The organism is Arthrobacter sp. P4_F10, assembly GCF_056401435.1.
The window spans coordinates 173,893-195,509 of record NZ_JBFUJJ010000005.1 but is presented as its reverse complement, the minus strand read 5'-3'; the positions used below and the strand labels follow the sequence as shown (position 1 = coordinate 195,509).

23 protein-coding genes are annotated in these 21,617 nt (G+C 69.2%); 9 read left to right on the top strand and 14 right to left on the bottom strand.

All coding sequences use genetic code 11. The annotated features are described in order from the left end of the window. Nucleotides 1–133 precede the first annotated feature (133 nt). A complete protein-coding gene (locus AC1DR1_RS08160) occupies nucleotides 134–1,630 on the top strand; it encodes an amino acid permease (RefSeq protein ID WP_229993957.1) in 1,497 nt (498 codons plus the stop codon). Between the two features lie 59 nt (nucleotides 1,631–1,689). After that, the gene (locus tag AC1DR1_RS08155) at nucleotides 1,690–2,343 is read left to right on the top strand and encodes a LysE family translocator (RefSeq protein ID WP_229993958.1); all 654 of its coding nucleotides are present in this window, start codon (nucleotides 1,690–1,692) and stop codon (nucleotides 2,341–2,343) included. A 52-nt stretch (nucleotides 2,344–2,395) separates the two neighbouring features. Here AC1DR1_RS08155 and AC1DR1_RS08150 read toward each other — a convergent pair whose 3' ends face one another. Together AC1DR1_RS08150 and AC1DR1_RS08145 are read right to left on the bottom strand one after the other, a co-directional pair. Further along, nucleotides 2,396–3,145: a 3-hydroxybutyrate dehydrogenase gene (locus AC1DR1_RS08150; protein WP_229993959.1), complete on the bottom strand. Its 750-nt coding sequence runs from the start codon at nucleotides 3,143–3,145 to the stop codon at nucleotides 2,396–2,398. Between the two features lie 129 nt (nucleotides 3,146–3,274). Continuing rightward, nucleotides 3,275–4,657 carry an MFS transporter gene (locus tag AC1DR1_RS08145; protein WP_364746950.1) on the bottom strand — a complete coding sequence of 461 codons (1,383 nt, stop codon included), beginning with the start codon at nucleotides 4,655–4,657 and terminating at the stop codon, nucleotides 3,275–3,277. Between the two features lie 131 nt (nucleotides 4,658–4,788). On the opposite strand from AC1DR1_RS08145, the gene AC1DR1_RS08140 reads away from it, so the two are divergent. Continuing rightward, nucleotides 4,789–5,706 carry a LysR family transcriptional regulator gene (locus tag AC1DR1_RS08140; protein ID WP_229993961.1) on the top strand — a complete coding sequence of 306 codons (918 nt, stop codon included), beginning with the start codon at nucleotides 4,789–4,791 and terminating at the stop codon, nucleotides 5,704–5,706. A gap of 28 nt (nucleotides 5,707–5,734) precedes the next feature. Here AC1DR1_RS08140 and AC1DR1_RS08135 read toward each other — a convergent pair whose 3' ends face one another. Next, complete coding sequence (locus tag AC1DR1_RS08135) at nucleotides 5,735–6,676, bottom strand: spermidine synthase (RefSeq protein WP_229993962.1); 942 nt, start codon at nucleotides 6,674–6,676, stop codon at nucleotides 5,735–5,737. 232 nt (nucleotides 6,677–6,908) lie between these two features. Here AC1DR1_RS08135 and AC1DR1_RS08130 point away from each other — a divergent pair, with 232 nt between their 5' ends. The 3 genes from AC1DR1_RS08130 (at nucleotide 6,909) to AC1DR1_RS08120 (ending at nucleotide 11,028) form a co-directional block, all read left to right on the top strand. Continuing rightward, nucleotides 6,909–7,835, top strand: coding sequence for a universal stress protein (locus AC1DR1_RS08130; RefSeq protein ID WP_229993963.1), 927 nt, complete (start codon nucleotides 6,909–6,911; stop codon nucleotides 7,833–7,835). Nucleotides 7,836–7,890: 55 nt separating this feature from the next. Continuing rightward, the gene (locus AC1DR1_RS08125; protein WP_290369362.1) at nucleotides 7,891–8,898 is read left to right on the top strand and encodes a zinc-dependent alcohol dehydrogenase family protein; all 1,008 of its coding nucleotides are present in this window, start codon (nucleotides 7,891–7,893) and stop codon (nucleotides 8,896–8,898) included. Between the two features lie 177 nt (nucleotides 8,899–9,075). Then, nucleotides 9,076–11,028, top strand: a complete 1,953-nt coding sequence (locus tag AC1DR1_RS08120; RefSeq protein ID WP_229993965.1) for a heavy metal translocating P-type ATPase — start codon at nucleotides 9,076–9,078, stop codon at nucleotides 11,026–11,028. Here the strand turns inward: AC1DR1_RS08120 and AC1DR1_RS08115 are convergent. The 6 genes from AC1DR1_RS08115 to AC1DR1_RS08090 form a co-directional block, all read right to left on the bottom strand. After that, nucleotides 11,009–11,227 carry a three-helix bundle dimerization domain-containing protein gene (locus tag AC1DR1_RS08115; protein WP_229993966.1) on the bottom strand — a complete coding sequence of 73 codons (219 nt, stop codon included), beginning with the start codon at nucleotides 11,225–11,227 and terminating at the stop codon, nucleotides 11,009–11,011. The two genes, AC1DR1_RS08120 and AC1DR1_RS08115, sit on opposite strands and share 20 nt — an antisense overlap. A gap of 43 nt (nucleotides 11,228–11,270) precedes the next feature. Beyond that, nucleotides 11,271–12,059, bottom strand: a complete 789-nt coding sequence (locus AC1DR1_RS08110) for a glycosyltransferase family 2 protein (RefSeq protein ID WP_476992425.1) — start codon at nucleotides 12,057–12,059, stop codon at nucleotides 11,271–11,273. Nucleotides 12,060–12,064: 5 nt separating this feature from the next. Beyond that, a complete protein-coding gene (locus AC1DR1_RS08105) occupies nucleotides 12,065–13,612 on the bottom strand; it encodes a PIG-L family deacetylase (protein ID WP_476992424.1) in 1,548 nt (515 codons plus the stop codon). After that, a complete protein-coding gene (locus AC1DR1_RS08100) occupies nucleotides 13,606–14,712 on the bottom strand; it encodes an acyl-CoA dehydrogenase family protein (RefSeq protein WP_229993969.1) in 1,107 nt (368 codons plus the stop codon). Before AC1DR1_RS08100 ends, AC1DR1_RS08105 begins: the two co-directional genes overlap by 7 nt. 219 nt (nucleotides 14,713–14,931) lie before the next feature. Next, entirely contained in the window at nucleotides 14,932–15,609 is a 678-nt protein-coding gene (locus tag AC1DR1_RS08095; protein ID WP_229993970.1) for an O-methyltransferase, read from the bottom strand. Nucleotides 15,610–15,701: 92 nt separating this feature from the next. After that, complete coding sequence (locus AC1DR1_RS08090) at nucleotides 15,702–16,067, bottom strand: thiamine-binding protein (protein WP_229993971.1); 366 nt, start codon at nucleotides 16,065–16,067, stop codon at nucleotides 15,702–15,704. A 176-nt stretch (nucleotides 16,068–16,243) separates the two neighbouring features. On the opposite strand from AC1DR1_RS08090, the gene AC1DR1_RS08085 reads away from it, so the two are divergent. Together AC1DR1_RS08085 and AC1DR1_RS08080 are read left to right on the top strand one after the other, a co-directional pair. After that, a complete protein-coding gene (locus AC1DR1_RS08085) occupies nucleotides 16,244–16,876 on the top strand; it encodes a TetR/AcrR family transcriptional regulator (RefSeq protein ID WP_229993972.1) in 633 nt (210 codons plus the stop codon). Between the two features lie 37 nt (nucleotides 16,877–16,913). After that, entirely contained in the window at nucleotides 16,914–17,330 is a 417-nt protein-coding gene (locus AC1DR1_RS08080; protein WP_229993973.1) for a YkvA family protein, read from the top strand. On the opposite strand, the gene AC1DR1_RS08075 is transcribed toward AC1DR1_RS08080, so the two are convergent. From AC1DR1_RS08075 to AC1DR1_RS08055, 5 genes are all read right to left on the bottom strand, one after another. Continuing rightward, entirely contained in the window at nucleotides 17,327–17,584 is a 258-nt protein-coding gene (locus tag AC1DR1_RS08075; protein ID WP_229993974.1) for a hypothetical protein, read from the bottom strand. The genes AC1DR1_RS08080 and AC1DR1_RS08075 overlap by 4 nt on opposite strands. A 107-nt stretch (nucleotides 17,585–17,691) precedes the next feature. Then, nucleotides 17,692–18,003 (bottom strand): AzlD domain-containing protein, encoded by a 312-nt coding sequence (locus tag AC1DR1_RS08070; RefSeq protein ID WP_229993975.1) that lies wholly within the window; start codon nucleotides 18,001–18,003, stop codon nucleotides 17,692–17,694. Continuing rightward, on the bottom strand, nucleotides 18,000–18,770 hold the full coding sequence (locus AC1DR1_RS08065) for an AzlC family ABC transporter permease (protein WP_229993976.1): 771 nt from the start codon (nucleotides 18,768–18,770) through the stop codon (nucleotides 18,000–18,002). The genes AC1DR1_RS08070 and AC1DR1_RS08065 overlap by 4 nt, the downstream gene beginning before the upstream one ends. Continuing rightward, on the bottom strand, nucleotides 18,767–19,213 hold the full coding sequence (locus AC1DR1_RS08060) for a DoxX family protein (RefSeq protein ID WP_229993977.1): 447 nt from the start codon (nucleotides 19,211–19,213) through the stop codon (nucleotides 18,767–18,769). The genes AC1DR1_RS08065 and AC1DR1_RS08060 overlap by 4 nt, the downstream gene beginning before the upstream one ends. A gap of 99 nt (nucleotides 19,214–19,312) precedes the next feature. Continuing rightward, complete coding sequence (locus tag AC1DR1_RS08055) at nucleotides 19,313–20,212, bottom strand: glycerophosphodiester phosphodiesterase (RefSeq protein WP_229993978.1); 900 nt, start codon at nucleotides 20,210–20,212, stop codon at nucleotides 19,313–19,315. Between the two features lie 183 nt (nucleotides 20,213–20,395). Here AC1DR1_RS08055 and AC1DR1_RS08050 point away from each other — a divergent pair, with 183 nt between their 5' ends. Next, on the top strand, nucleotides 20,396–21,601 hold the full coding sequence (locus tag AC1DR1_RS08050) for a DUF445 domain-containing protein (protein WP_414645521.1): 1,206 nt from the start codon (nucleotides 20,396–20,398) through the stop codon (nucleotides 21,599–21,601). Nucleotides 21,602–21,617 lie beyond the last annotated feature (16 nt).

Here is a 21,617-nt window from a genome sequence, read left to right as displayed (position 1 = left end):
GGGGAATCCCGGCGGCGGGGACGCCGCACAGTCTGAAATCAAAGACACGAAGTACCCGTGAGACTCATCACAGCAAGGCCGGACATGGTCTGCTGGATAGCGATCCCCCTCCCAATGACGAGAAGGTATTCGCATGCAACAAGCCCAAACCGCCACGAAGCCGGCACCTGACGAAGCAGGCACCGGCAGCGCCGTCACCACCGTCGGCGCAGCCGTTGACTCCGTACTCAGCCGGGGACTCAACGTCCGCCACATCCGCTTCATGGCGCTGGGATCGGCGATCGGCACGGGGCTTTTCTACGGCTCCGCCTCCGCCATCCAGAAGGCCGGGCCCGCCGTCTTGCTTGCCTACATGATCGGCGGCGCCGCAGTCTTCATGGTGATGCGGGCCCTGGGCGAAATGGCGGTGCGGCACCCGGTATCCGGGTCCTTCGGCCAGTACGCGAGCCGTTACCTGGGGCCGCTGGCCGGGTTCGTGACCGGCTGGACCTATGTCTTCGAGATGGCGATCGTGGCCATCGCGGATGTCACGGCCTTCAGCATCTACATGGGATTCTGGTTCCCCGACGTGGAGCGCTGGGTCTGGATCCTGGCCATCATCTTCTTCCTGGCGGCCCTGAACCTGCTCAGCGTCAAGGTGTTCGGTGAGCTGGAATTCTGGTTCTCCCTGATCAAGGTTGCGGCCATCATCGCCATGATCGCGGGTGGGGCGGCGATCATCGTCTTCGGTTTCCAGGCCGGCGGCGCCACCGTGGCGCCCGGGCTTGGCAACCTCGTGGACCACGGGGGCGTGTTCCCCAACGGGTTCGAAGGGCTCCTGGCCTCCTTCGCCGTCGTGATGTTCGCGTTCGGCGGCATAGAAACCCTCGGCATCACCGCCGGTGAAGCCGCCGACCCGAAAAAGGTCATCCCCAAGGCAGTCAACACCGTTCCCGTCCGGGTCCTGCTGTTCTATGTGCTGACCCTCGGCGTGCTGATGAGCCTGTTCCCGTGGGATGAAATTGGCAGCAACGGCAGCCCCTTCGTGCAGATCTTCAGCGGTCTGGGCATCCCGGCAGCGCCCCACATCCTCAACGCCGTCGTGATCACGGCGGCGCTCTCGGCAGTCAACAGCGACATCTTCGGCGCCGGCCGGATCCTCTTCGGCCTTGCCCGGCAGGGCCACGCCCCGGCGAGCTTCGGCAAGGTCTCCCGTCACGGGGTGCCGTGGATGACCGTGGTGATGATGACCGGCATCCTGCTGGTGGGAGTGGTCCTGAACGCCGTGATCCCGGAGGACGTCTTCCTGCTGATCGCCTCGATCGCCACCTTCGCCACCGTGTGGGTCTGGGCCATGATCCTGGCCTCCCATGTCGCCATGAAACGCGAGATCGCCCGCAAGTCCCTGCCGGCGTCGGAGTTCCCCTCACCGTGGTGGCCCGCCGCCTCCGTGCTGACCATCGCGTTCATGGCCCTCGTGATCGTGATTCTGGGCGTCTTCGAGGACACGCGCGTGGCGCTGTACGTGGGCGCCGTCTGGCTCGGCGTCCTGGTACTCGCCTACCGGCTCTGGGTCCGCGGCCACGGCCGGGCGCGGGCGGAACTCGTGGATGAAACGGCCCAGCTCCCGCAGGTTCCCGCCGGGCGGTAAACGGCGCCTCCCCCTCAGGGGCCGCTCCCGGGAGTGGCCCCGCGGGGTTAAGATCAGGCATGGTCCCCGTGCCCAACGTCCTCGCCTTTGCCCTCGCCTCCCTCGTGCTCATCGCCGTCCCGGGGCCCAGCGTGCTGTTCGTGATCGGACGGACCCTGGCCCTGGGACGCAGGGGCGGGCTGTTGAGCGTCCTGGGGAACGCTGCCGGCGAGGTGGTGCAGATCGCCGCCGTGGCCCTGGGCGTCGGCGTGGTGCTGGCCCAGTCCGTGCTGCTGTTCAGCGTGGTGAAATTCGCGGGCGCCGCCTATCTTGTCTACCTCGGGATCCAGGCGATCCGGCACCGGGGCGGCGGACCGGCGACGGCATCGTCCTCGAACCCGTCCTCGACCGCCCGCGTGCTCCGGGAGGGCTTCATCGTGGGTGCGACCAACCCCAAGTCGATTGTGTTCTTCGTGGCCGTGCTTCCGCAGTTCGTGGACTACTCCGCCGGCGCGATTCCGGTGCAGCTCGGAACCCTGGGGGCCATCTTCTTGCTGATTGCCCTGGTCTCAGACAGCACGTGGTCCCTCGCGGCGGGAACGGCCCGGCACTGGTTTGCCCGCTCGCCCCGGCGGATCGCCGCGCTCAGCACCACCGGCGGCGTGATGATGATCGGCCTGGGCGGCACGCTCGCGCTCGTGGGCAACTCTGCGGAGTTCCAGCCGGGCAATTAGCCGGGCAACCCGGCCGGCAAGCGAGCCGCAACCCAGCCGTGCCGGCGACCGGCTACCGCGCGGACCAGCCGCCGTCCATCGTGTAGCTGGCGCCGGTGACCATGCCGGCGTCGTCCGATGCCAGCCACGCCACGAGGGACGCCACTTCCTCGGGTTCCACCAGCCGCTTGACCGCCGATTCGGTCAGCATGATCTTTGCGAGGACCTCGGACTCCGGAATGCCGTGCACCTTGGCCTGGTCCGCGATCTGCGACTCCACCAGGGGTGTCCGGACGTAGCCGGGGTTGATGCAGTTGGACGTGACTCCGTGCGCCCCGCCTTCGAGTGCCGTCACCTTACTCAGGCCTTCCAGTCCGTGCTTGGCCGAAACATAGGCGCTCTTGAACGGCGAGGCCCGCAGCCCGTGCACGGAGGACAGGTTGATGATCCGGCCGAAGTTGTTGGCGTACATGTGCGGCAGCGCGGCCCGGATCAGCAGGAACGGCGCCTCGAGCATGAGGGTGATGATGCGGCGGAAGTCGGCCGGATCGAACTCCTCGATGGGGCTGATGCGCTGGATTCCGGCGTTGTTCACCAGGATGTCGCAGTCCAGGCTGAGCGTCTGGAGGGATTCAACGTCAAGTAGGTTGACGGCCCACACAGTGCCGCCGACCTCGTCGGCGAGTGCTGCGGCGGCGGACTCGTCCACGTCCGCGATCACCACTTTGGCCCCGCGTGCCGCCAGGGCGCGGACGCTGGCTGCGCCGATCCCGCCGGCGCCGCCGGTGACCAGGGCCTTGCGTCCGTTCAGCGTGTTTTCCATAACTCAGCCTTCCATATCTAAAGATTCGATGAGGCGGCCGGCTCCAGCGTGGCTGGAGCCGGCCCAAACTCAAGCGGCCCAGTTACTCAAGCAGCCCAGTAACGCAAGCGGCCCAGTAACGCAAGCAGCTCAGCGCATGGCTGCTACGGGCAGGCCTTCGCGTTCGGCGTCGGCCCGGTCCACGTCCTCCAGTGCGATGCCCTTGGTTTCCTTCAGGCTAAGCACTGCCACGGTGGTGATGGCGCAGGCGACCACCAGGTAGATCGCGGTGGGCAGCCACGAGCCGGTGTCCTTGAGCCACTGGGTGGCCAGGAGCGGCGCCAGCGAACCGGCGAAGATCGAGGTGACCTGCGAGCCCAGGGAGACCCCGGCATAGCGCATCCTGGTCGGGAAAAGCTCCGACATCAGGGCCGGCTGGCCGGCATACATGAAGGCGTGCAGGCACAGGCCGATCGTGACGGCCAGGACGATGATCACCGGATTGCGGGTATCGAACATCGGGAAGGCGAAGAACGGCCAGGTGGCGCCGGCGATGGCCCCGACAAGGTAGACCGGCTTCCGGCCCCAGCTGTCCACGAGGCGCCCGACCTGCGGGATGACCAGGAAGTGGATGACGTGGGCGATCAGCAGGGCCAGCAGCAGCGAGGAGGTGTCGTACTTGTGCACGGACTTCAGGTAGACGATCGCGAAGCTGACCACGAGGTAGTACATGATGTTTTCCGCGAACCGGAGGCCCATGGCCTGCAGGATGCCCTTGGGGTATTTGCGGATGACTTCACGGACGCCGTAGCTGACAGACTGCTCTTCCTCCAGCTGGGCCTTGGCCTCGAGGAAGATGGGCGATTCGGAGACGTGGGTGCGGATGTAGTAACCGACGAACACGATCACGGCGGAGAGCCAGAACGCCACACGCCAGCCCCAGCTGAGGAAGTCGGCGGCGCTGAGCACGTTGGACATGATGAACAGGACCAGGGTGGCCAGCAGGTTGCCCACGGGAACGGCGGCCTGGGGCCAGCTGGACCAGAAGCCGCGGGACTTGTTGGGGCTGTGCTCGGCGACGAGCAGAACAGCGCCGCCCCATTCGCCGCCGAGGGCGAAGCCCTGGATGAAGCGCAGGAAGACCAGCAGCGCCGGGGCCAGGTAGCCGATGGAGGCGAAGCCCGGGAGGCAGCCCATCAGGAAGGTGGAGACACCGATGATGATGATGGTCAGCTGCAGGGTGGGCTTGCGGCCGAGCTTGTCGCCGATCTGGCCGAAGACAATGCCGCCCAGCGGGCGGGCCACGAAACCGACGGCGTAGGTCAGGAACGCCTGGATGATGCCGTCCAGCTCGTTGCCGGTGGCGGGGAAGAAGTACTTGCCGAACACCAGGGTGGCGGCGGTGGCATAGAGGAAGAATTCGTACCACTCGACGACGGTTCCCACCATCGAAGCTGCGACGATTTTCTTGAGCCCGGAACCCTTGGATGCGGGTGCTGCGGGGGTTGTTGCAGAGCGTTCGTTTACGCTCATCTGGTTCTCCTTAGTGTCATCGGTGACACGCGCTGTGACGCACAGCACTGAAATGGCTCCATTGAGTATTGCCGCACATTTACGGCGATTCAATGGCCAAACTGGCACCCGGCATGTGCAGAATTGCAGATATGAACGCCAATCCCGATGACCTGTTGGTCCTGCTCGCGGTGTCCCGTTCGGCGAAATTTACGACGGCGGCCCAGACTCTCGGACTGAACCACACCACCGTCTCCCGGCGGATCGCTGCGCTGGAGAAGGCGCTGGGCGGCCGCGTGCTCTCGCGCGCGTCCGGCGGCTGGGAGCTCACCGAGCTCGGTGCCGAGGCCGTGCGGGTGGCCGAGCAGGTCGAGAGTGCCGTGCGCACCCTGGAGCAGCCCGGGCACACCCCGGACCCCATCACCGGCGTCGTCCGGATGACCGCGACGGACGGCTTCAGCGCCTACATCGCCGCCCCGGCCGTGGCCCGGCTCCGCCGCGACCATCCCGGCCTCAGCGTGGAGATCATCACCGTGACGCGCCGGGCGCTCCAGCAGCGTTCCGGCCTGGACATCGAAGTGGTGGTCGGCGAGCCGCAGGTGCACCGGGCAGAGGCCGCGCAGCTCGGCGAGTACATGCTGGGAATGTACGCCTCCCGCGGCTATCTGGCCGAGTACGGCACCCCGGCCAACGTGGAGGAACTGACGGCCCACTCGCTGGTCTATTTCGTGGATTCGATGCTGCAGGTGGACGATCTGGACGCCCCGCGTCGGCTGGTGCCCACAATGCGGGACGGGCTGAGCTCCACCAACGTCTTTGTCCACGTGGAGGCCACCCGCGCCGGCGCCGGGATCGGGTTCCTGCCCTGCTTCGCGGCCGACCTGCATCCGGACCTCGTCCGGCTCCTGCCCGAGGAATTCGCGGAGCTGCTCCCCTACTGGATGGTGCTCCGGCCCGATTCGATGCGCCGGCCGGCAGTGGCAGCCCTCGTGCAGGCACTGCGGGAACAGACCGCGGCGCACCGCGATGCCCTGCTGGGGCGGGGAGCCACCACATCGATTGCTCCGTAGGCGCCGTTATGGTGCCGCAAAAAGGGCGTTACGGAGCAGTCGGCGGCTCAGCAAGGGTCTCAGCAGGCGGTTCAGCCGGGGTTGAACGTGCCGGGTCGTGGCGGACGGCGGCGCCTGCCGCGAACGCCCGCACCTTCCCGTCGTTCCAGATGTGGGCCGGCACCGCTCCGCCGAGCAGGCGCCGCGCGAGGCCGGGATCGTCGTCGAACGGGCTGTCGCTGCCGGCCATGATCATGTTGCCGTAACGCCGGCCCTTGAGCATGGCCGGATCCGCGATGATCACGGTGTGGGCAAAGGCGTCGGCGATGGTGGCGGCGTCTTCGCGGGCATTCCTGAGGTCAGGGGCGTCGCCGGAGTTCACCACGTAGATCCCGCCGGGTGCCAAGACGCGCTTGGCGTGCTCGGTGAATTCCCGGGTTGTCAGCGGCCGCGGGGTCAGCGAGCCTGCGAAGACGTCGCGGATGATCAGGTCCCGGGTCTGCGGGGTCAGGCTCTCGGTGACTTCCCGGGCTTCTCCCACGCGCAGGCGCAGCAGCGGGGCCTTGGGCAGGTCAAACCAGCCACGGACGTAGTCGGCGAGCTTGCCGTCCAGCTCCACCACCACCTGGCGGGCGTCCGGATAGGCGGCGTGGAAGTAGCGGGCCAGTGAGCATGCTCCCCCGCCGAGGTGCAGGGCGCGGAGCTTTGGCTTCGAATCGCGCGGCCAGCGCGACTCGACAAGGGCGGCGATCCAGCGCATGTATTCAAAGTCCAGGAACAACGGGTCTGCGAGATCAATGTGCGAGCTCATGACCCCGTTGATGCGCAGGAGCCAGCCGGTGGAATTGTCCTGGTCCGGGATCAGCTCGCAGTCCCCCGTGTCGATGTAGTACACCCCGGCCACAGGACCGGCCGGCCGGGAACCTTTGGGCACTTCCACCACTCCGGGTTCCGCGGTTCCGGTGCTTCGCCCCCTGCCCCGCTTGGCCATCAGCTATCCCCCGCATTGTGCATGTTTCAACCCTAGTTCACCGGCAGTGGTTCACCGGCAGGGGTGCCCCGGACCCCGATCCCCGGCTGGAGTGGCCCCGCGCGGCCGGACGCTGGCCGTCCGCTGGCCGTCCGCGGGACCAAAGCCCCTACCCATTCCCGGATCGCAGGGTTCTACTGGGGCTGCACATACTGCCGGGCGAGGGGGTGCGTCCGCCGAGCCGGGAGGAAAAATGTCGGCACCCGCAGGGCAGCAGGGCGGCATCGTGGCGGTCGGCTACGGCGGGTCCGAGGCCGCCCAACTCGCCGTTCGCTGGGCCGCCGGCTACGCGGCCGCCGCCGGCCTGAACCTCCGGGTGGTCCATGCCTGGGTGTGGCCGGTCTTCACCAAGAACCTGGGCCCTGTCAAAGGCGTGGCCGGCAGCGGGCTGCGGCACTCCGCGGAAGCCATCCTCGCCGAGGGCATCGAACTGGCCCGCGCCACCGCCCTCGAAGCGGCCGGAGCCGCGCCGCCCGGCGTCGAGGGTGCCGTTCCCGATCGTGCCGTTCCCGAAAATGCGACGGAACACGCGGCCCCCGCCGTCGACGGCGTCATGGAGGCCGGGCTCCCGGCACCGGTGCTGCGCGACGCTGCCCGGGACGCACGGCTGCTGGTGGTGGGCAGCCGTGGCCTTGGCGCCGTCCTGGGCCAGGTGGCCGGCTCGGTCTGCATCGATCTGGCCGGATCGGCACCCTGCCCGGTGATGGTGATCCGGCGCCCGCGCCGCCCGCATCACCCGGTCGTCGTGGGAGTTGACGCCTCGCCCCGCAGCCCAGCCACCGTGGCCGAGGCCATCGCGCTGGCCGAAGTCCTCGGCGCCCCGCTGCAGCTCGTCCACGTGGATCCGCTCCGGGCCGGGGCACGGGAGGAGCACGGCCGCCATGCCCGGCTCCACGGCCAGGAGCTGCTGGACCGGGCCGTCGCTGAGGCCCGCGGGCTGGCATCCGGCCTGGAGGTTTCCGGGGCCCTGCGCGAGGGCCATGGTGCCAGGGAGCTGCTCGACGCCGCGGACGACGCCGACGTCCTGGTGCTCGGGACCCACAACCCCTCGGCAGGACCGGGGAACACGGTCTCCGCCGTGCTGCACAAGGCGCACTGCAACGTGCTGGTCACCCGCTAGCCGCCGCAAATGTAACCAATTCGGACCTGGGGATGCTGCAGAGAAGGAGGCCGCGGTGCGAGCCTGGCGAGTTGGACTTCCGGGGCCCATGTCCAGCGGTCCCCTCGTCGCCGCCGACTGCCCGGATCCTGTGCCGGGACGCGGAGAGGTCCTGCTGAAAGTGCGCGTCTGCGGTGTGTGCCGCACGGACTTACACCTGGCCGAGGGCGACCTCCGGCCGCGGCACCCCGGGACCATCCCGGGACACGAGGTGGTGGGTGAGGTGATCGGACAGGGACCGGGGGCGGCCAGGTTCGGCCTCGGCGAACGGGTGGGCGTTCCCTGGCTGGGCGGCACCTGCGGCGCCTGCCGGTTCTGCGTGCGCGGCCAGGAAAACCTCTGCCTTTCCCCCACCTTTACCGGCTGGGACCGCGACGGCGGCTACGCCGAGCTCATCACGGTGGCCGAGAACTTCGCCTACCGGATCCCGGAGACGTTCAGCGACGAGGAGGCCGCGCCCCTCCTGTGCGCAGGCATCATCGGCTACCGTGCCCTGAGCCGGGCGGAGCTGCCGATCGGCGGCCGGCTGGGCATCTATGGCTTCGGCGGATCCGCGCATCTGGCAGCACAGATTGCCCTGTACCGGGGTGCCCGCGTCTACGTCATGACCCGGTCCGCGGAGGCGCGCAAGCTGGCCCTGGATCTGGGCGCCACGTTCGCCGGCGGGGCCGAGGAGCAGCCGCCGGATCCGCTGGATGCCGCGATCCTCTTTGCCCCCGCAGGCGGGCTCGTGCCGATTGCGCTGCGCGCCCTGGACCGCGGCGGGACGCTCGCCGTCGCGGGCATCCACCTGAGCGACATCCCGCCCCTGCACTACACCGACGAGCTCTTCCAGGAGCGCCAGCTGCGCAGCGTCACGGCCAACACCAGGGCCGACGGCGAGGAGTTCTTCCGGATCGCCGCCGAGATCCCGCTCCGTCCCACCACCGTGGCCTACCCGTTCGAGGCCGCGGACCAGGCCCTGCGGGACCTCGCGGAGGACCGGATCACGGGGGCGGCCGTGCTGCACATGGAGCCGACCTAGCCCGGGTGGTCCCGCGCCCGCCGCCGTCGAAATCGCCGGAACGGTGCGGGCTCGCCTGACACACAGGGACGTTGCGGCGATCTGGCAGGTATCCGGCGAACTCGCGGCGACGCGGGCGCAAAGAGCGTCGAAGTAGGATTCAGTAGTGAAGGACAGGCCGTCGAAGGCAGAACTTTCGTGAAATTCGTGCTGCGGTATCCGCTCGTCACGGGGACATTCCTTGCGCTGCTGGCGGTGGTGGCCATGTTGGCCGCTGGCCACGAAGGCATAGCCCGGGTCGCCGCGAGCGCCTATGCCCTGACCGTGGCGGCCTACCTCGCCGTCGGGATGGCGCGCCGGCTGGCAGGTGGGCAGTGGGGCATCGACATCCTGGCCGTGACCGCAATCGTCAGCACGGTGCTGGTAGGTGAGTACATCGCCTCGATGATTATCGTCCTCATGCTCGCCGGCGGTACGGCCCTCGAAGACTACGCCGCCGGGCGGGCCAGGGGCGAACTCACCGCGTTGCTCGAACGCGTCCCGCAGACGGCACACCGGGAGCGCAACGGCAGCGCCGCCGCCGGAACCCCCACAGACGGCCAGAACGAGGACGTCGCCGCCACCGACGTCGAGATCGGGGACATCCTGCTGGTCAGGCCCGGCGAGGTGGTCCCGCTGGACGGCGTCCTGCTCTCCGATTCCGGGTCGTTCGATGAATCCTCACTCACAGGGGAAAGCCTGCCGGTGGAACGGTCCGCCGGGGACGGCCTCATGAGCGGGTCGTTGAACGGTGAGGTCGCGGTCCGAATGCGCGTCACGGCACGCGTGGAGGATTCGCAATACAGCAGGATCGTCGCCCTCGTTAAGGAGGCGGCGGATAGCAAGGCTCCCATGGTCCGGCTGGCCGACCGCTATGCCGTTCCGTTCACCGCCCTCGCGTACGTTCTCGGCGCCGTGGGCTGGATCGTCAGCGGCAGCCCGGAACGATTCGCCGAGGTCCTCGTTGTGGCCACCCCGTGCCCCCTGCTGATCGCCGCGCCGGTGGCGTTCCTCGGCGGGATGAGCCGCGCCGCGCGCTCCGGCATCATCGTCAAGTACGCCGGAGTGCTCGAACAGCTAAGCCGGATCAAGACGGCCGCCTTCGACAAGACTGGAACCCTCACGTACGGCCGCCCGGCCCTGGTCGGCATCCGGACCGCCGGGAGCCGCACGGCCGACGAGGTCCTCCAGTTGGCGGCGTCCGCTGAACAGTATTCTTCGCACGTCCTGGCCGCATCGGTGATGGACGCGGCCAGGAACCGCGGGATGGCCTTCTCGTCCGCCACCGAGGCCACGGAAGTCGCCACCCACGGGGTGCGGGCCCGGTTCAACGGCCGGGACGTCGTGGTGGGCAAGCCGGCGTTCGTGGCGGAGTGGGCATCCGGCGTGACGGAGGCGAAGCTCACCAGCGGCGAGCTCGCCATTTACGTCGGTGCCGGCGGCGAATTCGTGGGCTCGCTCGTGATGAGCGATCCCATCCGCAAAGAGGCCCGCCGCACCCTCGGCGAGCTCAAGGCGCTGGGCGTGGGCCGGACGGTCATGCTGACCGGCGACGCGCTCGCCACGGCCCGGCACATCGCGGAGGAGGCCGGGCTCTCAGACATCCGCGCCGAGTGCCTCCCGCCGGACAAGGTCGAGGCCGTCAAATCGCTGCCGGACCGTCCGGTCATGATGGTCGGCGACGGCGTCAACGATGCCCCGGTCCTGGCGGTCGCCGACGTCGGAATCGCCATGGGCGCCCGCGGCTCGACGGCGGCCGGCGAATCCGCCGACGTCGTGATCATCCTCGACGACCTCTCCAAGGTGGCGTCGGCCGTCCGGATCGGACGGCGCACCGTGCAGGTGGCCCTGCAGAGCATCTGGATCGGCATCGGGCTGAGCGTGGTCCTCATGCTGGCCGCCGCCGCGGGGTACGTGCCGGCCATCGCCGGCGCACTGACCCAGGAACTGGTGGATCTCGCCACGATCCTGAACGCCCTGCGCGCCCTCGGCCCCGGCCGCCGTCGAAATCGCCGGAAAGCTGCGGGTTCGCCGGGACGTTACGGCGATGTGGCCGGTATCCGGCGAACTCGCGGCTACCGGGACACTGGAGCTAGTCGTTGGCGGCGCTGATCCCGAACTGGCTCTTCAGCCGCACGCGGGCGCCGCGCTCAACCAGCGTGGGTATGTATGTCCTGATCCGGCCTTCGTTCAGGGCGTCGAATTCCTCGCCTACAATCCCGGCGATGTGCATCCGCGGAACGTGCGGAAACCGGGCGGCTAGGCGGTCGACAACCTGATCAATGCTGGGTTCTTTCGCATCGTCAGTCACTCCTTCAGTGTGGGGCGGTGCGGTCCCGGCGTCAACGAAATCCTCAGCCGGCAGGCGGAGGCAGCAACTGGCCCAGGCTCCGCAGGTACGTGCCAAAGCCGTGCGGTGCCCGGGCGTGGGTCCGGCCGGAGGTCAGGACCCGGGTGCTGTCCGTCGCCGTGACCGTAAAGGCGCGGCTGCGGAGGCTGTGCACCAGGGTCCGGTCTTCTTCGGACGTGACCCGCGCGAACCCGCCGGCGGTTAGGTAGGCCGAGGCCCGGACCCCGAAATTCGCGCCGTAGATGTGGGGATGGTCCTCGTGGAAGGGGTGACGTTCGCGCCAGCGCCGGAGCAGCTCAGGGTCCATCCCGGCGGGGTCCGGTTCCACGGATCCAAGCACAGCATCGGCCCCGGCTTCGGCGAACTCTAGCTGGCGCACCAGCCAGTTCTCCGGCACCCGGGAATCGGCGTCGGTGTTGGCCAGCCAGGTCCGGCCTGCCCAGGGCGGCGGCGTCCAACGCTCGCCGGGCGGCCGCCGCCGTGGCACGCCGATGCCGGAGGCCCGGACGCCCGCGGACCGGCTGGCGCCGGCGCTGCGGTAGCTGACCTCCAGCGCGCTGATACGCGGGTCCGTGGCAGCGTAGGCAGCGGTGATGGCGGCGGAGCCATCCGTACAGCTATCCAGCACCACGGTCACGCGGGTGTCGACGTCGGGCCGGACCTTCTGCAGGGCGTCCGCGGACCGCTGAACGGCCTGCAGTGCCTGCCCAAGGTGGTCTTCTTCGTCGTGCGCGGGCATGACGACGGCGACCCGGTCGATGCGGTGCCCGCGCGGCAACGGCAACGCCGCCATCCGGGTCACCCCGTCCGTTCGGGGGCGCGGTCCGGCTCAGTGTGAGGCGCGGTGTCCGGGGCGGTGCCCGGCTCGGTGTGAGTCGCGGTGTCCGGTGCGGTGTCCGGTGCGGTGTCCGGTGCGAGGAACACTTCGAGGACGAAGTCGCGTTCCTTGTAGATCCCGCCGCCGGTACAGCCCAGGTGCCGCCGGGCCGCTGCGTGGACCGAGTCGCCGTCGAGTTCCCAGCCGGAAACGGGGTGCCGCCAGTGGCACAGCGCGAGGGTCCCGCCAGGCATGAGAGAGCCCTCAATCCGGTCGAACAGTCCGGCGAGCTCTGCCGGCGAGAGGTAGTAACCCACCTCTGAGACCACGATCAGATCGAATGATCCGTCCGGCCACTCGTGCGGGACTGTCAGGTGCCGCGTCGTTGCCGCGGGCAGGTGGGCGAGCCGCCGGGCGGCGCGGTCCAGGGCGGTGCCGCTGGCGTCAACGGCGAGGAAGCTTCCGCACCGCGGCGCGAGCTCCGCGCTCAGGGTCCCGATCGAGCAGCCGATCTCCAGCCCGGCCGTGTAGCTGTCGCCCGGCAGCGCGGCCAGCGTGAGGGAACGCTTTCGCTGCTCGTACCAGCTCGAGGTGTACTGCCAGGGATCCTCGTCCCTGGCGTGGACCGCATCGAAGAGCCGCTCCGCGTCCCCCGCGGCGTAGGGGCGTGCGGATCCGCCCTCGGCCGGGGCTTTCGCCTCAGCGCCGGATCCGCCTTCGGCCGGGCCGTCCGCCGGATGCCAGGCAAATGTCTCCCAGGTCCGCTCAAAGTGCGCCAGGAAGTCCGGAGGCAGGAGCACCTCGTCGCCCGGCAGCCCGGAGAGCGGCTGCACCTGGGACGTATGCGCCGCCATGGCGGCAGCCTTGGCCTGCAGCTCTGCCGGGCGCAGCGGCAGCCGGAACCAGCCCCGCCATGCCCCGCCGGCCGGGTCTTCCGGTCCATCTGGTGCCGCCCACAGCCAGTACCAGATAGGGTATTCGAGCAAAGCGTAGCCCGCCGCGGCGCTGAGCTCTGCGGCAACGGATCCGAGGACGTCGTGGTCGGAGTGAGCGTCGGAGCGGTACGGCGCCACGAGAACTGTCTTGTCGGCGGTGCGCCCGCACGCGGCCGACGCCTCGCGGACCGCGGCCCGGATCTGCTCCCGGTGCCCGGCGAGTTGTCCGTCGGGCAGGCCAAGGCACTGCCAGTTCCGGTCCCCACCGCCGCCCCCGGAAAGGCGTTCCAGGGCGTCACCGAACTCCTGCAGCCGGACCGCGGCGAGCTGTTCCGGCGTCGTCGTTGGCGAGCCGGGATGCGATCCTTCCCCTGCCGTGCACAGCAGCACGCGGACCGTGGCGCCGACGGCGTGCAGCCGGGCCAGCAACCCGCCGGCCCCGAGCGATTCGTCGTCCGGGTGCGCGGCCAGGACAATGAAGGCCCGGCCGGCGAGTGCAGCGTCATCCAGCGGCAGTTCCGGCAGCCCGGCGGCACGGCTGCCGGCCCACGCGGCCTCGCTGGTCCCGGCATCGTTGTGGGTGAAATTCACCATGGGTTGCTTCCTGTCAGCGTCAGGGTGCCCAGTTGCGCGTCGTCGCGCATGGCGTGGTGCTGGCGGATGTACAGGGCGAGATCGGCCATCCGTTTTCCGTAGCGCTCGTCGAAGGCGAGCGGGGCCGGCCCCAGATTTTGGCTCACGAGCGTCTGGACGCGTTCGACGGCGGCGGCCACGCTTCCCCGCACGCGCAGGGCTTCCTTCCACGCGCCGCGGTCCGAGAGCTCCCCGGCGTCGATCCTCGCGGCCGTTCCGGCCAAGTAGGCGGTCAGGGCGGCAAGCGTCCGGTCAATCTCGCCGAGATGGGCCAGGGCTATCTGGTCCGGCTCCCGTCCGCCGTCGGCTGCTTGCTGCAAGGAGGCGGTGAAGCTGCGCGCCACCGCGACGGCGCCGCCCAGCCAGCAGGCGGCCACGCCCATGCCGCCCCAGGCGAAGCCCGGGCGCCGGTAATACCAGCCGGCGCCGCCGAGGGGCACGGCGGGGACGGCCTCGAAGTGGACGGTGCCGCTGGGAATCTCGCGCAAGCCCCGGCTGGTCCACTCCGGATTCGCGAAGCTCACGCCGTGCGCGTGGAGGTCGACGGCGAAGGCCGCCCGGTCCCCGTTCTCCAGATGGGCCGTCAGCACGGCATGGTCCAGCTGCGCGGCGAGCGAGCACCAGGGCTTGGACCCTTGGAGGATCCACCCGCCGGCGGATTCCTTGGCCTCAAGCCGCAGGGCGGGCGCCTCGGCGGCGAACACCCCCCAGGTCCCCTCGAACTCGGCGCCGTCGGGATTCGGGAAGTCGCCGCCGTCCTGTGCCGCCTTGCCTGCGGCCTGGGCGAGGATCGCCACGGCGTCCAGTTGCGGTTCCAGCACGCGTCCGGCAGCGACGTCGACGGCGGTCACGGAGGCCAGAATCTCCCACAGGAACGCGGTCCGGCCGTCCCCGGGCTTCGGCGCCGTCGCCGCTGCCGCCTTGGCCAGGTCCAGCAGCGCCGGGACATCGCCGACGGCGGCGTGTGCCTCGGACAGCAGGGGGCTGAGCGCGTCCAGGGCGGCGGCCGCGGAGCTGATCCTGACAGGTAGGGGGTAGTGGGCGGTGGGGATCCCGTTCATTGCGACTGCCTGTGTTCCTTCGGACTGGGCGGATTCGGGCTGTGCGGAAGGCGTGTGGGCTGGCTACGTGGCTGGAGTCCTGCGCGTCCGCGGCCGCGCCGCCATCGCTGGCGCCGTCGACAAGCAATCTAAGCATACTTAGCACTTGTTGCTGGCCGGCCGGCCCCACGCATGCGATGCCACCGGCGCTCGTGCGCCCTGGCGGACAACCTCCTGCACCTAGCGGACGATCGCGAGGGCGAAGCCGTCCCAGCCTTTCGAACCCACGGTCTGCATGACGGTGCCGTCCAACCGCGGGTCATCGCCCAGCATCTGGAGCGTGCTGATGATTCCGGGGGCGTTCACCGGGTCCATCGACGCGTCCAGCACGGCGCCTTCCCACACGACGTTGTCCACCACGATGGTGGTGCCGGGCCGGCCAAGCCGGATGGCCCAGTCCAGGTAGTGGGGGCTGTTTTCCTTGTCGGCATCGATGAACACGAAATCGAAGGGCGGTCCCGCCTCGCTTTCCAGCTCCTGCAGGGTGTCCAGTGCCGCGCCGACCCGGATGTCCACCTTGTGGCCCAGGCCGGCGTCGTCAACGTTCGCGCGCGCAACGCGGGCGTGCAGGGGGAGGTACTCGCAGGTGACCAGACGGCCGTCGTCCGGCAGCCCCTGGGCCATCCAGATGGTGCTGAAACCGGCCAGCGTGCCGATCTCCAGGACGCGGCTGGCACCGGAGAGCTGGACCAGCAATTTCAGGAGTTTGCCGGCGTTGGGGGCCACTTCGATTGGCGGCATGCCGGCCTCGAGGGCGCTGGTCACGGCGCGCTTGAGCGAACTATCCGGGCGGACCACCGCGTCGGAGAGGAAGTTCTCCACGGCGACCCAGCCGGGGGTGGACTGATGCTCGATCATGTCCCCAGTGTTCCAGCCGCCCGCGCCCGGCGGTAGTCTCCGGGCGCGGTTTCCGTCCGGTTTTGGGCCGGATTCCGGCGTGCGGACCGGCGCTAGGTTTCCGGCGTGGTTGGAATTTGCGGCCCGGTGCCGCCGGGGCCCTGCCCGTCGATGGCGTTTTCGAGCCGCTCCACCTTGCCGGTCAGCTCGCCGCTGTAGCCGGGCCGGATGTCCGCCTTGAGGACCAGCGAGACGCGGGAACCATAGGCGCCGACCGCGTCTGTGGCCCGCTTGACCACGTCCATGACCTCATCCCACTCGCCCTCGATCTCGGTGAACATGGAACTCGTCCGGTTGGGCAGACCCGACTCGCGGACGATCCGCACCGCGGCCGCGACGGCGTCATGGACCGACGCGTCGCCGGGCGCCTGTCCGTTGGCGGGGTCACCGGAGGGTGCTACGGAGAATGCGACCAGCATGTGGTGGTTCCCTTCACTCAGTTCGGACAGCGGGGCGAAAATTCCAGGGCTGTCCGACACTAGTCTTTCACGGGATTCCGCCCCGACAGCGCCCGGGCGAACCGTCGAAACCGTCACATAAATCACTACCCGCCGGTAACAGGTTCGCGCACCCGTCGCGTTGCTAACCTAGGCAAATGAACCGGGCAGTAGATCGCAGGCCGCTCCGCGCAGATGCCGCGCGCAACGTGGACAAAATTATCGCCGCGGCCCGGCAGTGCTTCCGCGAACACGGCCCCGAGGTGCCGTTGCAGACCATTGCCGTCACCGCCGGGGTGGGTCCGGCCACCCTCTTCCGGAACTTCGCCGACAAGGAAGAACTGGTGCTCGCTGCCCTGAACAGGCAGCTCCGGCTTCAGGTGGATCCGGCCATTGATGAGGCGCTGGCCGATCCGGACGCCGCAGCCGGACTCTTTCGGGTCATCGATGCCACGATGCGTGTTGCCAGCGAAGAGGCCAACCTCCTGGGAGCTGTTGCCGGCCGGCGCGGCCTGCTGGCGGGGATCACCGGCGGCCTGGTTGAATCCATCGCCGTGCTGCTGGGCCGTGGCCAGGGCCAGGGCACCCTGCGCAACGATATTTCCATGACAGACATGATCCGCCTGCTGGCCATGCTGATCGGCGCCGTCGACACGATGGAGCCGGGCTCCGACGCCTGGCGGCGCCCCGTGGCGCTGGTCGAGGACGCCATCCGGACGGAGCGGCCGGACCGGGCATTGCCACCGCAGGCCCCGCTGCCGGGCACCGCGTTCGACTCCGTTCTCGGCTAGGGCCGCCGTTCTTGGCAGAGTGGATAGGATCTAGCCCATGGGATGGGAAACCCTTGCCGGGGTAGTCGGCGGTGTACTGGTGGTCTATGCGGTCCTGCTGTTGCTGCTGTGGGGCTATGCCCGCCGGCACCCCGAGACCGTCACCATGAAGGATGCTTTGCGGCTGCTGCCGGACCTTCTTCGGCTCATCCGGCGCTTGCTGGCCGACCGTTCGGTGGCGGTGGGGGTCCGGGTCCGGCTGGCGCTCCTGCTCGTCTACCTGGCCTCCCCGATCGACCTCGTACCGGACTTCATACCGGTGATCGGCTACGCGGACGACGTCGTGATAGTGGCTCTGGTGCTGCGCTCGGTGGTAGCCCGCGCGGGGGGCGACGCCGTCCGGCGCCACTGGCCTGGAACCCCGGAGGGCCTGGCCGTCATGCTGCGGCTCGCCGGGCTCGGGACGCCAGTCTAAGCGTCCTCGGCTGGCTTTTCCTTGGCTTCGAGAAGGTGGTGCTGCAGCTTCTCTTCGGCTTCCCGGCGACGGCGGGACATTTCGCGCATTTCCCTGGTGGACTCAGCCCCTCCAGAAACGAACGGCTCGTGCTGCTTGGACCTCTGATCCTTGCGTGGCTCCGCGACCTCCTGCTCCGCAGCTTCATGCTCCGCAGCTTCATGCTCCGCAGCCGGCTGGTCGGCAGCCGCCTGCTCGCCGTCGTGTTCGCTCATGTTCGAATGCTCCCACGCGATCCCCGCGCCAAGTAGGGACTAAAGACCATTCCGGCCGTACCGCAATCGGATCGCCGAGCAGCACCGCTAGGGGTCCCCTGGGCGGGTCAATCCCAGCCCAGCAGCCGGAGCCCGGCGGCCGCCGCCGCGCCGGCGATCACCACCACCAGGAACGGCGCCCGCAACCACAAAGCGATGCCCGCCGCCGCCAATGCACCCAGCCGCGCGTCCAGGACAAGCGACTGGCCCGAGGCGACGGCATTGACCACCGTCAGGGACGCCAGCAGCCCGATCGTCATGGTGCCGGCAATCCTGGACATCCGCGGGTTGCGGAGCAGGCTGGCTGGCACCAGGTAGCCCAGCAGCTTCCAGGTGTAGGCGAGCAGGCAGGAGAGCAGCAGCCACATCCAAAGGTTCATGCGTCGTCTCCAGTGCGATCGCGGTGGTCGCCGGCGGGGTCGTGGTGGTGGTGCACGTGGTTCTCCGCGTAGGGATCGACGTCCGGTTCCAGGCCCTCGTCGCTGCGGCCGTGGCTGAACCAGCCGATTCCGGCCGCGACGACGGCGGCGACGAGGATCGGCACTCCCGGGGGCACGAACGGCACGGCCAGCACGGTGGCCAGCGCACAGACAACCGCGATGGCGACAGGCTCCCTGCCTTTCAGGCGGGGCCAGAGCAGGCCCAGGAAGGCCGCCACGGCGGCGCCGTCGAGCCCCCACTGTTTGGGATCCCCGAGTGCCCCGCCGGCCAGTGCGCCGAGGGCCGTGAACAGGTTCCAGAGGACGAAGACACCGATTCCGGCTGTCCAGAAGCCGCGCTTCTGCTCGTCCGGGTCCGTCTGCCCCGTGCTGGTGGCGGTCGACTCGTCGATGGTCAGCTGGGCGGCGGCAAACTTGCGCCACCCGCGCGGCTGCAACAGGGCGTTGATCTGCATGCCGTAGATGCCGTTGCGCATGCCCAGCAGCGTCGCGGCGCCCATCGCGGCGATTCCGGACCCGCCGCCGGCCACCACGCCGATGAAGGCGAACTGGGATCCGCCGCTGAACAGCAGCAGGCTCAGGGCCATGGTCTGCCAGAAATCCAGGCCCGAGGTGACGGACAGTGCGCCGAAGGAGACGCCGTAGAGACCGGTGGCAATGCTGATCGACAAGCCGATCCGCACTGCCGGCGACTGCAGGATTTTCACGGGCGCGGGTTCCGCCGCGTCAGAGTCCAGGCCCACGCGATGAGGGGCGCCTGGAGCGGGAGCCGCAAGGTATGCACGCGTCGCGCGCGCGGCGTGCCGTCTGCCCCGTAGGCCCGGCGCAGGGCGTCCACGTGGCCGGAAAGAAACGCGGTGAACAGTGCCGTGACGGCGCCGGCGGCGGCCCTCCGGGTGGCCGGGATCAGGAGCCCGACGGCGACAGCGGCTTCCAGCAGCCCGCTCGCCGCCACCCATTCCTCCCGGGACAGGACGGCCAGGGGGCCGTTCGGCTGCTCACCGGAGTCGTCCCGGCACAGGATGTCGGGAACCACCGGGTGGAAAAATTCGGGTTCGCGGAAGTGCTTGGCGGCGCTCGTGAGCAGCAGCGCGCACATCGCTGCCGCGGACAGGGTCTGGAGGTCCGGGCCGGACCAGCGAAATGGCATGCAACCACTCAACCACAGCGGTCACTCCGGCCGTAATCCGCCGGGGCGCGCAACGGTTTCCGCAGGAATCCGCCCCAGCTCCGCAGCGCGGCCGGGCTCTTAGCGGAGGGGCGGACTGACCGACATCAGCTGGGACAGGACCTGGGCCGGCCAGTTTGTGGTGATCTCGTGGATCCCCAGTTCCCGGCACCGTTCGACGTCGTCCTCGGCGTCGACCGTCCACACCCGGAACCGGAGCCCCGAGGCGAGCCAGCGCTGAACGGTGGGGGCGTGCGCGCGGACGTACCCGATTCCGGGGCCGGCAATGCCCGCCTCAGCCCCATCCAGGATCCGTTCGCCCTCCGCCTGGGCGGCCTTCATCACGTTGGCCAGGGCCCCGCCGGTCAGGGCACCGAGGCCCAGTTCCTCCCTGATGTCCGCCACATTGACGTTGTCCACGAGTTGGCAGACGGCCCCTGCCGGCACGGACTCGAGAAGGTGCTTGACGGAGTCGGGGCTAAAGCTCATGAAGGAAACGACGATCTTGTCCAGCATCGACGTCCGCGGATTCCAGCCTTCGTCCCTCAGGACCTCGAGGACGCGGTCCTCGAGTCCGAGCTGGTACGGGCTCGGGTGCTTGAACTCGATCGCCAGTCCGATCCCGCGGCCCGCCCCGCGCAGGATGTCGATCAGTTCCGGCAGGGTCAGGAGCTGCTCGGACTTGGCACCGTAGGCTTCCGGGATCCGGGCTCCCTTCCAGGAGGAGAAGTCCAGCGGCCGGAGCTCTTCCAGGGTCCGGTCGGCCACCTGGCCGGTGCCGTCCGAGGTGCGGTCCAGGGTGGCATCGTGCAGGAGCACCACGTGCTGGTCCCGGGTCAGGTGGACATCGCATTCCACACCGTCGGCGCCGTCGGCGATTGCCTGCAGGTACGCGGCCCGGGTGTGCTCGGCGAAGGCTCCGCTGGAGCCGCGGTGGGCATAGACCAGAGGACGGGCGGCGGCGGACTCGTCAGTCGTCATGGTGCCACGTTAGCGGACGGCCCGTTTCCGTGGCGGGACTAGGCTGGGCTCATGCAGGTGAATACTGAGCCAACATCCCTGACCGGTGCCGCGGGACTTCCGGGCGGTGTCCGCCCGGATGGTCCCCCCGGACAGCGTGCCGCTGCGTCCAGCGACGCCGAGAAGGCCGCGGCGCTGCGCCGGATGAAGCTCCTGGCCCTGGCGCTCCTGATCGTCATGGCCGTGATCTTCGTCGTCGCGTTTGCCCTGCAGAAGCAGTATCCGGGGCTCGAGTACGTCCGCGCCGCGGCCGAGGGCGGCATGGTGGGTGCCCTGGCGGACTGGTTTGCCGTCACGGCCCTGTTCAAGTACCCCATGGGAATCAAGATCCCGCACACCGCGATCATCCCGCGCCGCAAGGACCAGATCGGCGCCTCGCTGGGCGAATTCGTGGAGACCAATTTCCTCTCCGAACAGGTGGTCCAGGAAAAGCTGGCGTCCGCGGACATTGCGCGCAAGGCCGGCGCCTGGCTCTCCAGCCCCGGCGGCCCGGACCGCGTCGCCAAGGAGGGTGCCGCCGTCATCCGCGGCGCGTTCAAGGTCCTCAACGACGACGACGTCAAGGCCGTGATCGAATCCATGGTCCGCAAGCACCTGCTCACCCCGCCGTGGGGGCCGCCCGTGGGCCGGCTCGCTGAGCGGATCTTCGACGACGGGCACCACCACGCACTGGTGGACGTGCTCGTGGACCGGACGGTGGACTGGGTGCGGGACAACCAGGAGACGGTCAACAGGTTGGTCACCGACCGGTCCCCGACGTGGGTACCGTCGTTCGTGGACGGCCTGGTTGGGGACAAGGTGTACGTGGAGATCCTCAAGTTCACCCGCGCCGTACAGTCCGATCCGCAGCATCAGGTCCGCCTGTCGATCGATAAGTACCTCAAGGACCTGGCGCAGGATCTGCAGCATGATCCGGTGATGATCGCCCGTGCCGAGGGCATCAAGGCGCAGGTGCTCGGCGACCCCGAGGTCCGGGAGCTCGCCTCCCGCACCTGGGACACCATCAAGACGGCCCTGCTCACCGCCGTCGATGACCCGCACAGCGAACTGACCGTCAAATTCAAGGCAGCCATACATGACTTCGGCACCCGGCTGGTGGTCGATCCCGAGCTCGCCGGCAAGGTGAACGCCTGGATCGGCGACGCGGCGGGCTACCTCGTAAAGACCTACCGCTCGGACATCGCGGGGGTCATCACGGACACCGTGGCCCGCTGGGACGCCGAGGAAACGTCCCAGAAGATCGAACTGCAGGTGGGCAGGGACCTGCAGTTCATCCGGATCAACGGCACGGTGGTGGGCGCCTTGGCCGGGCTGGCCATCTTCACGGTGGCCAACATGCTGTTCGGCTAGCTACCCTCCGGTCCCG

Excerpts from the sequence above, each read along its gene's own strand:
- AC1DR1_RS08160 (WP_229993957.1), top strand. The coding sequence starts at position 134 with ATGCAACAAGCCCAAACCGCCACGAAGCCGGCACCTGACGAAGCAGGC.
- AC1DR1_RS08155 (WP_229993958.1), top strand. The coding sequence starts at position 1,690 with ATGGTCCCCGTGCCCAACGTCCTCGCCTTTGCCCTCGCCTCCCTCGTG.
- AC1DR1_RS08150 (WP_229993959.1), bottom strand. The coding sequence starts at position 3,145 with ATGGAAAACACGCTGAACGGACGCAAGGCCCTGGTCACCGGCGGCGCC.
- AC1DR1_RS08145 (WP_364746950.1), bottom strand. The coding sequence starts at position 4,657 with ATGAGCGTAAACGAACGCTCTGCAACAACCCCCGCAGCACCCGCATCC.
- AC1DR1_RS08140 (WP_229993961.1), top strand. The coding sequence starts at position 4,789 with ATGAACGCCAATCCCGATGACCTGTTGGTCCTGCTCGCGGTGTCCCGT.
- AC1DR1_RS08135 (WP_229993962.1), bottom strand. The coding sequence starts at position 6,676 with ATGGCCAAGCGGGGCAGGGGGCGAAGCACCGGAACCGCGGAACCCGGA.
- AC1DR1_RS08130 (WP_229993963.1), top strand. The coding sequence starts at position 6,909 with ATGTCGGCACCCGCAGGGCAGCAGGGCGGCATCGTGGCGGTCGGCTAC.
- AC1DR1_RS08110 (WP_476992425.1), bottom strand. The coding sequence starts at position 12,059 with ATGGCGGCGTTGCCGTTGCCGCGCGGGCACCGCATCGACCGGGTCGCC.
- AC1DR1_RS08105 (WP_476992424.1), bottom strand. The coding sequence starts at position 13,612 with ATGGTGAATTTCACCCACAACGATGCCGGGACCAGCGAGGCCGCGTGG.
- AC1DR1_RS08100 (WP_229993969.1), bottom strand. The coding sequence starts at position 14,712 with ATGAACGGGATCCCCACCGCCCACTACCCCCTACCTGTCAGGATCAGC.
- AC1DR1_RS08095 (WP_229993970.1), bottom strand. The coding sequence starts at position 15,609 with ATGATCGAGCATCAGTCCACCCCCGGCTGGGTCGCCGTGGAGAACTTC.
- AC1DR1_RS08090 (WP_229993971.1), bottom strand. The coding sequence starts at position 16,067 with ATGCTGGTCGCATTCTCCGTAGCACCCTCCGGTGACCCCGCCAACGGA.
- AC1DR1_RS08085 (WP_229993972.1), top strand. The coding sequence starts at position 16,244 with ATGAACCGGGCAGTAGATCGCAGGCCGCTCCGCGCAGATGCCGCGCGC.
- AC1DR1_RS08080 (WP_229993973.1), top strand. The coding sequence starts at position 16,914 with ATGGGATGGGAAACCCTTGCCGGGGTAGTCGGCGGTGTACTGGTGGTC.
- AC1DR1_RS08075 (WP_229993974.1), bottom strand. The coding sequence starts at position 17,584 with ATGAGCGAACACGACGGCGAGCAGGCGGCTGCCGACCAGCCGGCTGCG.
- AC1DR1_RS08070 (WP_229993975.1), bottom strand. The coding sequence starts at position 18,003 with ATGAACCTTTGGATGTGGCTGCTGCTCTCCTGCCTGCTCGCCTACACC.
- AC1DR1_RS08060 (WP_229993977.1), bottom strand. The coding sequence starts at position 19,213 with ATGCCATTTCGCTGGTCCGGCCCGGACCTCCAGACCCTGTCCGCGGCA.
- AC1DR1_RS08055 (WP_229993978.1), bottom strand. The coding sequence starts at position 20,212 with ATGACGACTGACGAGTCCGCCGCCGCCCGTCCTCTGGTCTATGCCCAC.
- AC1DR1_RS08050 (WP_414645521.1), top strand. The coding sequence starts at position 20,396 with ATGAAGCTCCTGGCCCTGGCGCTCCTGATCGTCATGGCCGTGATCTTC.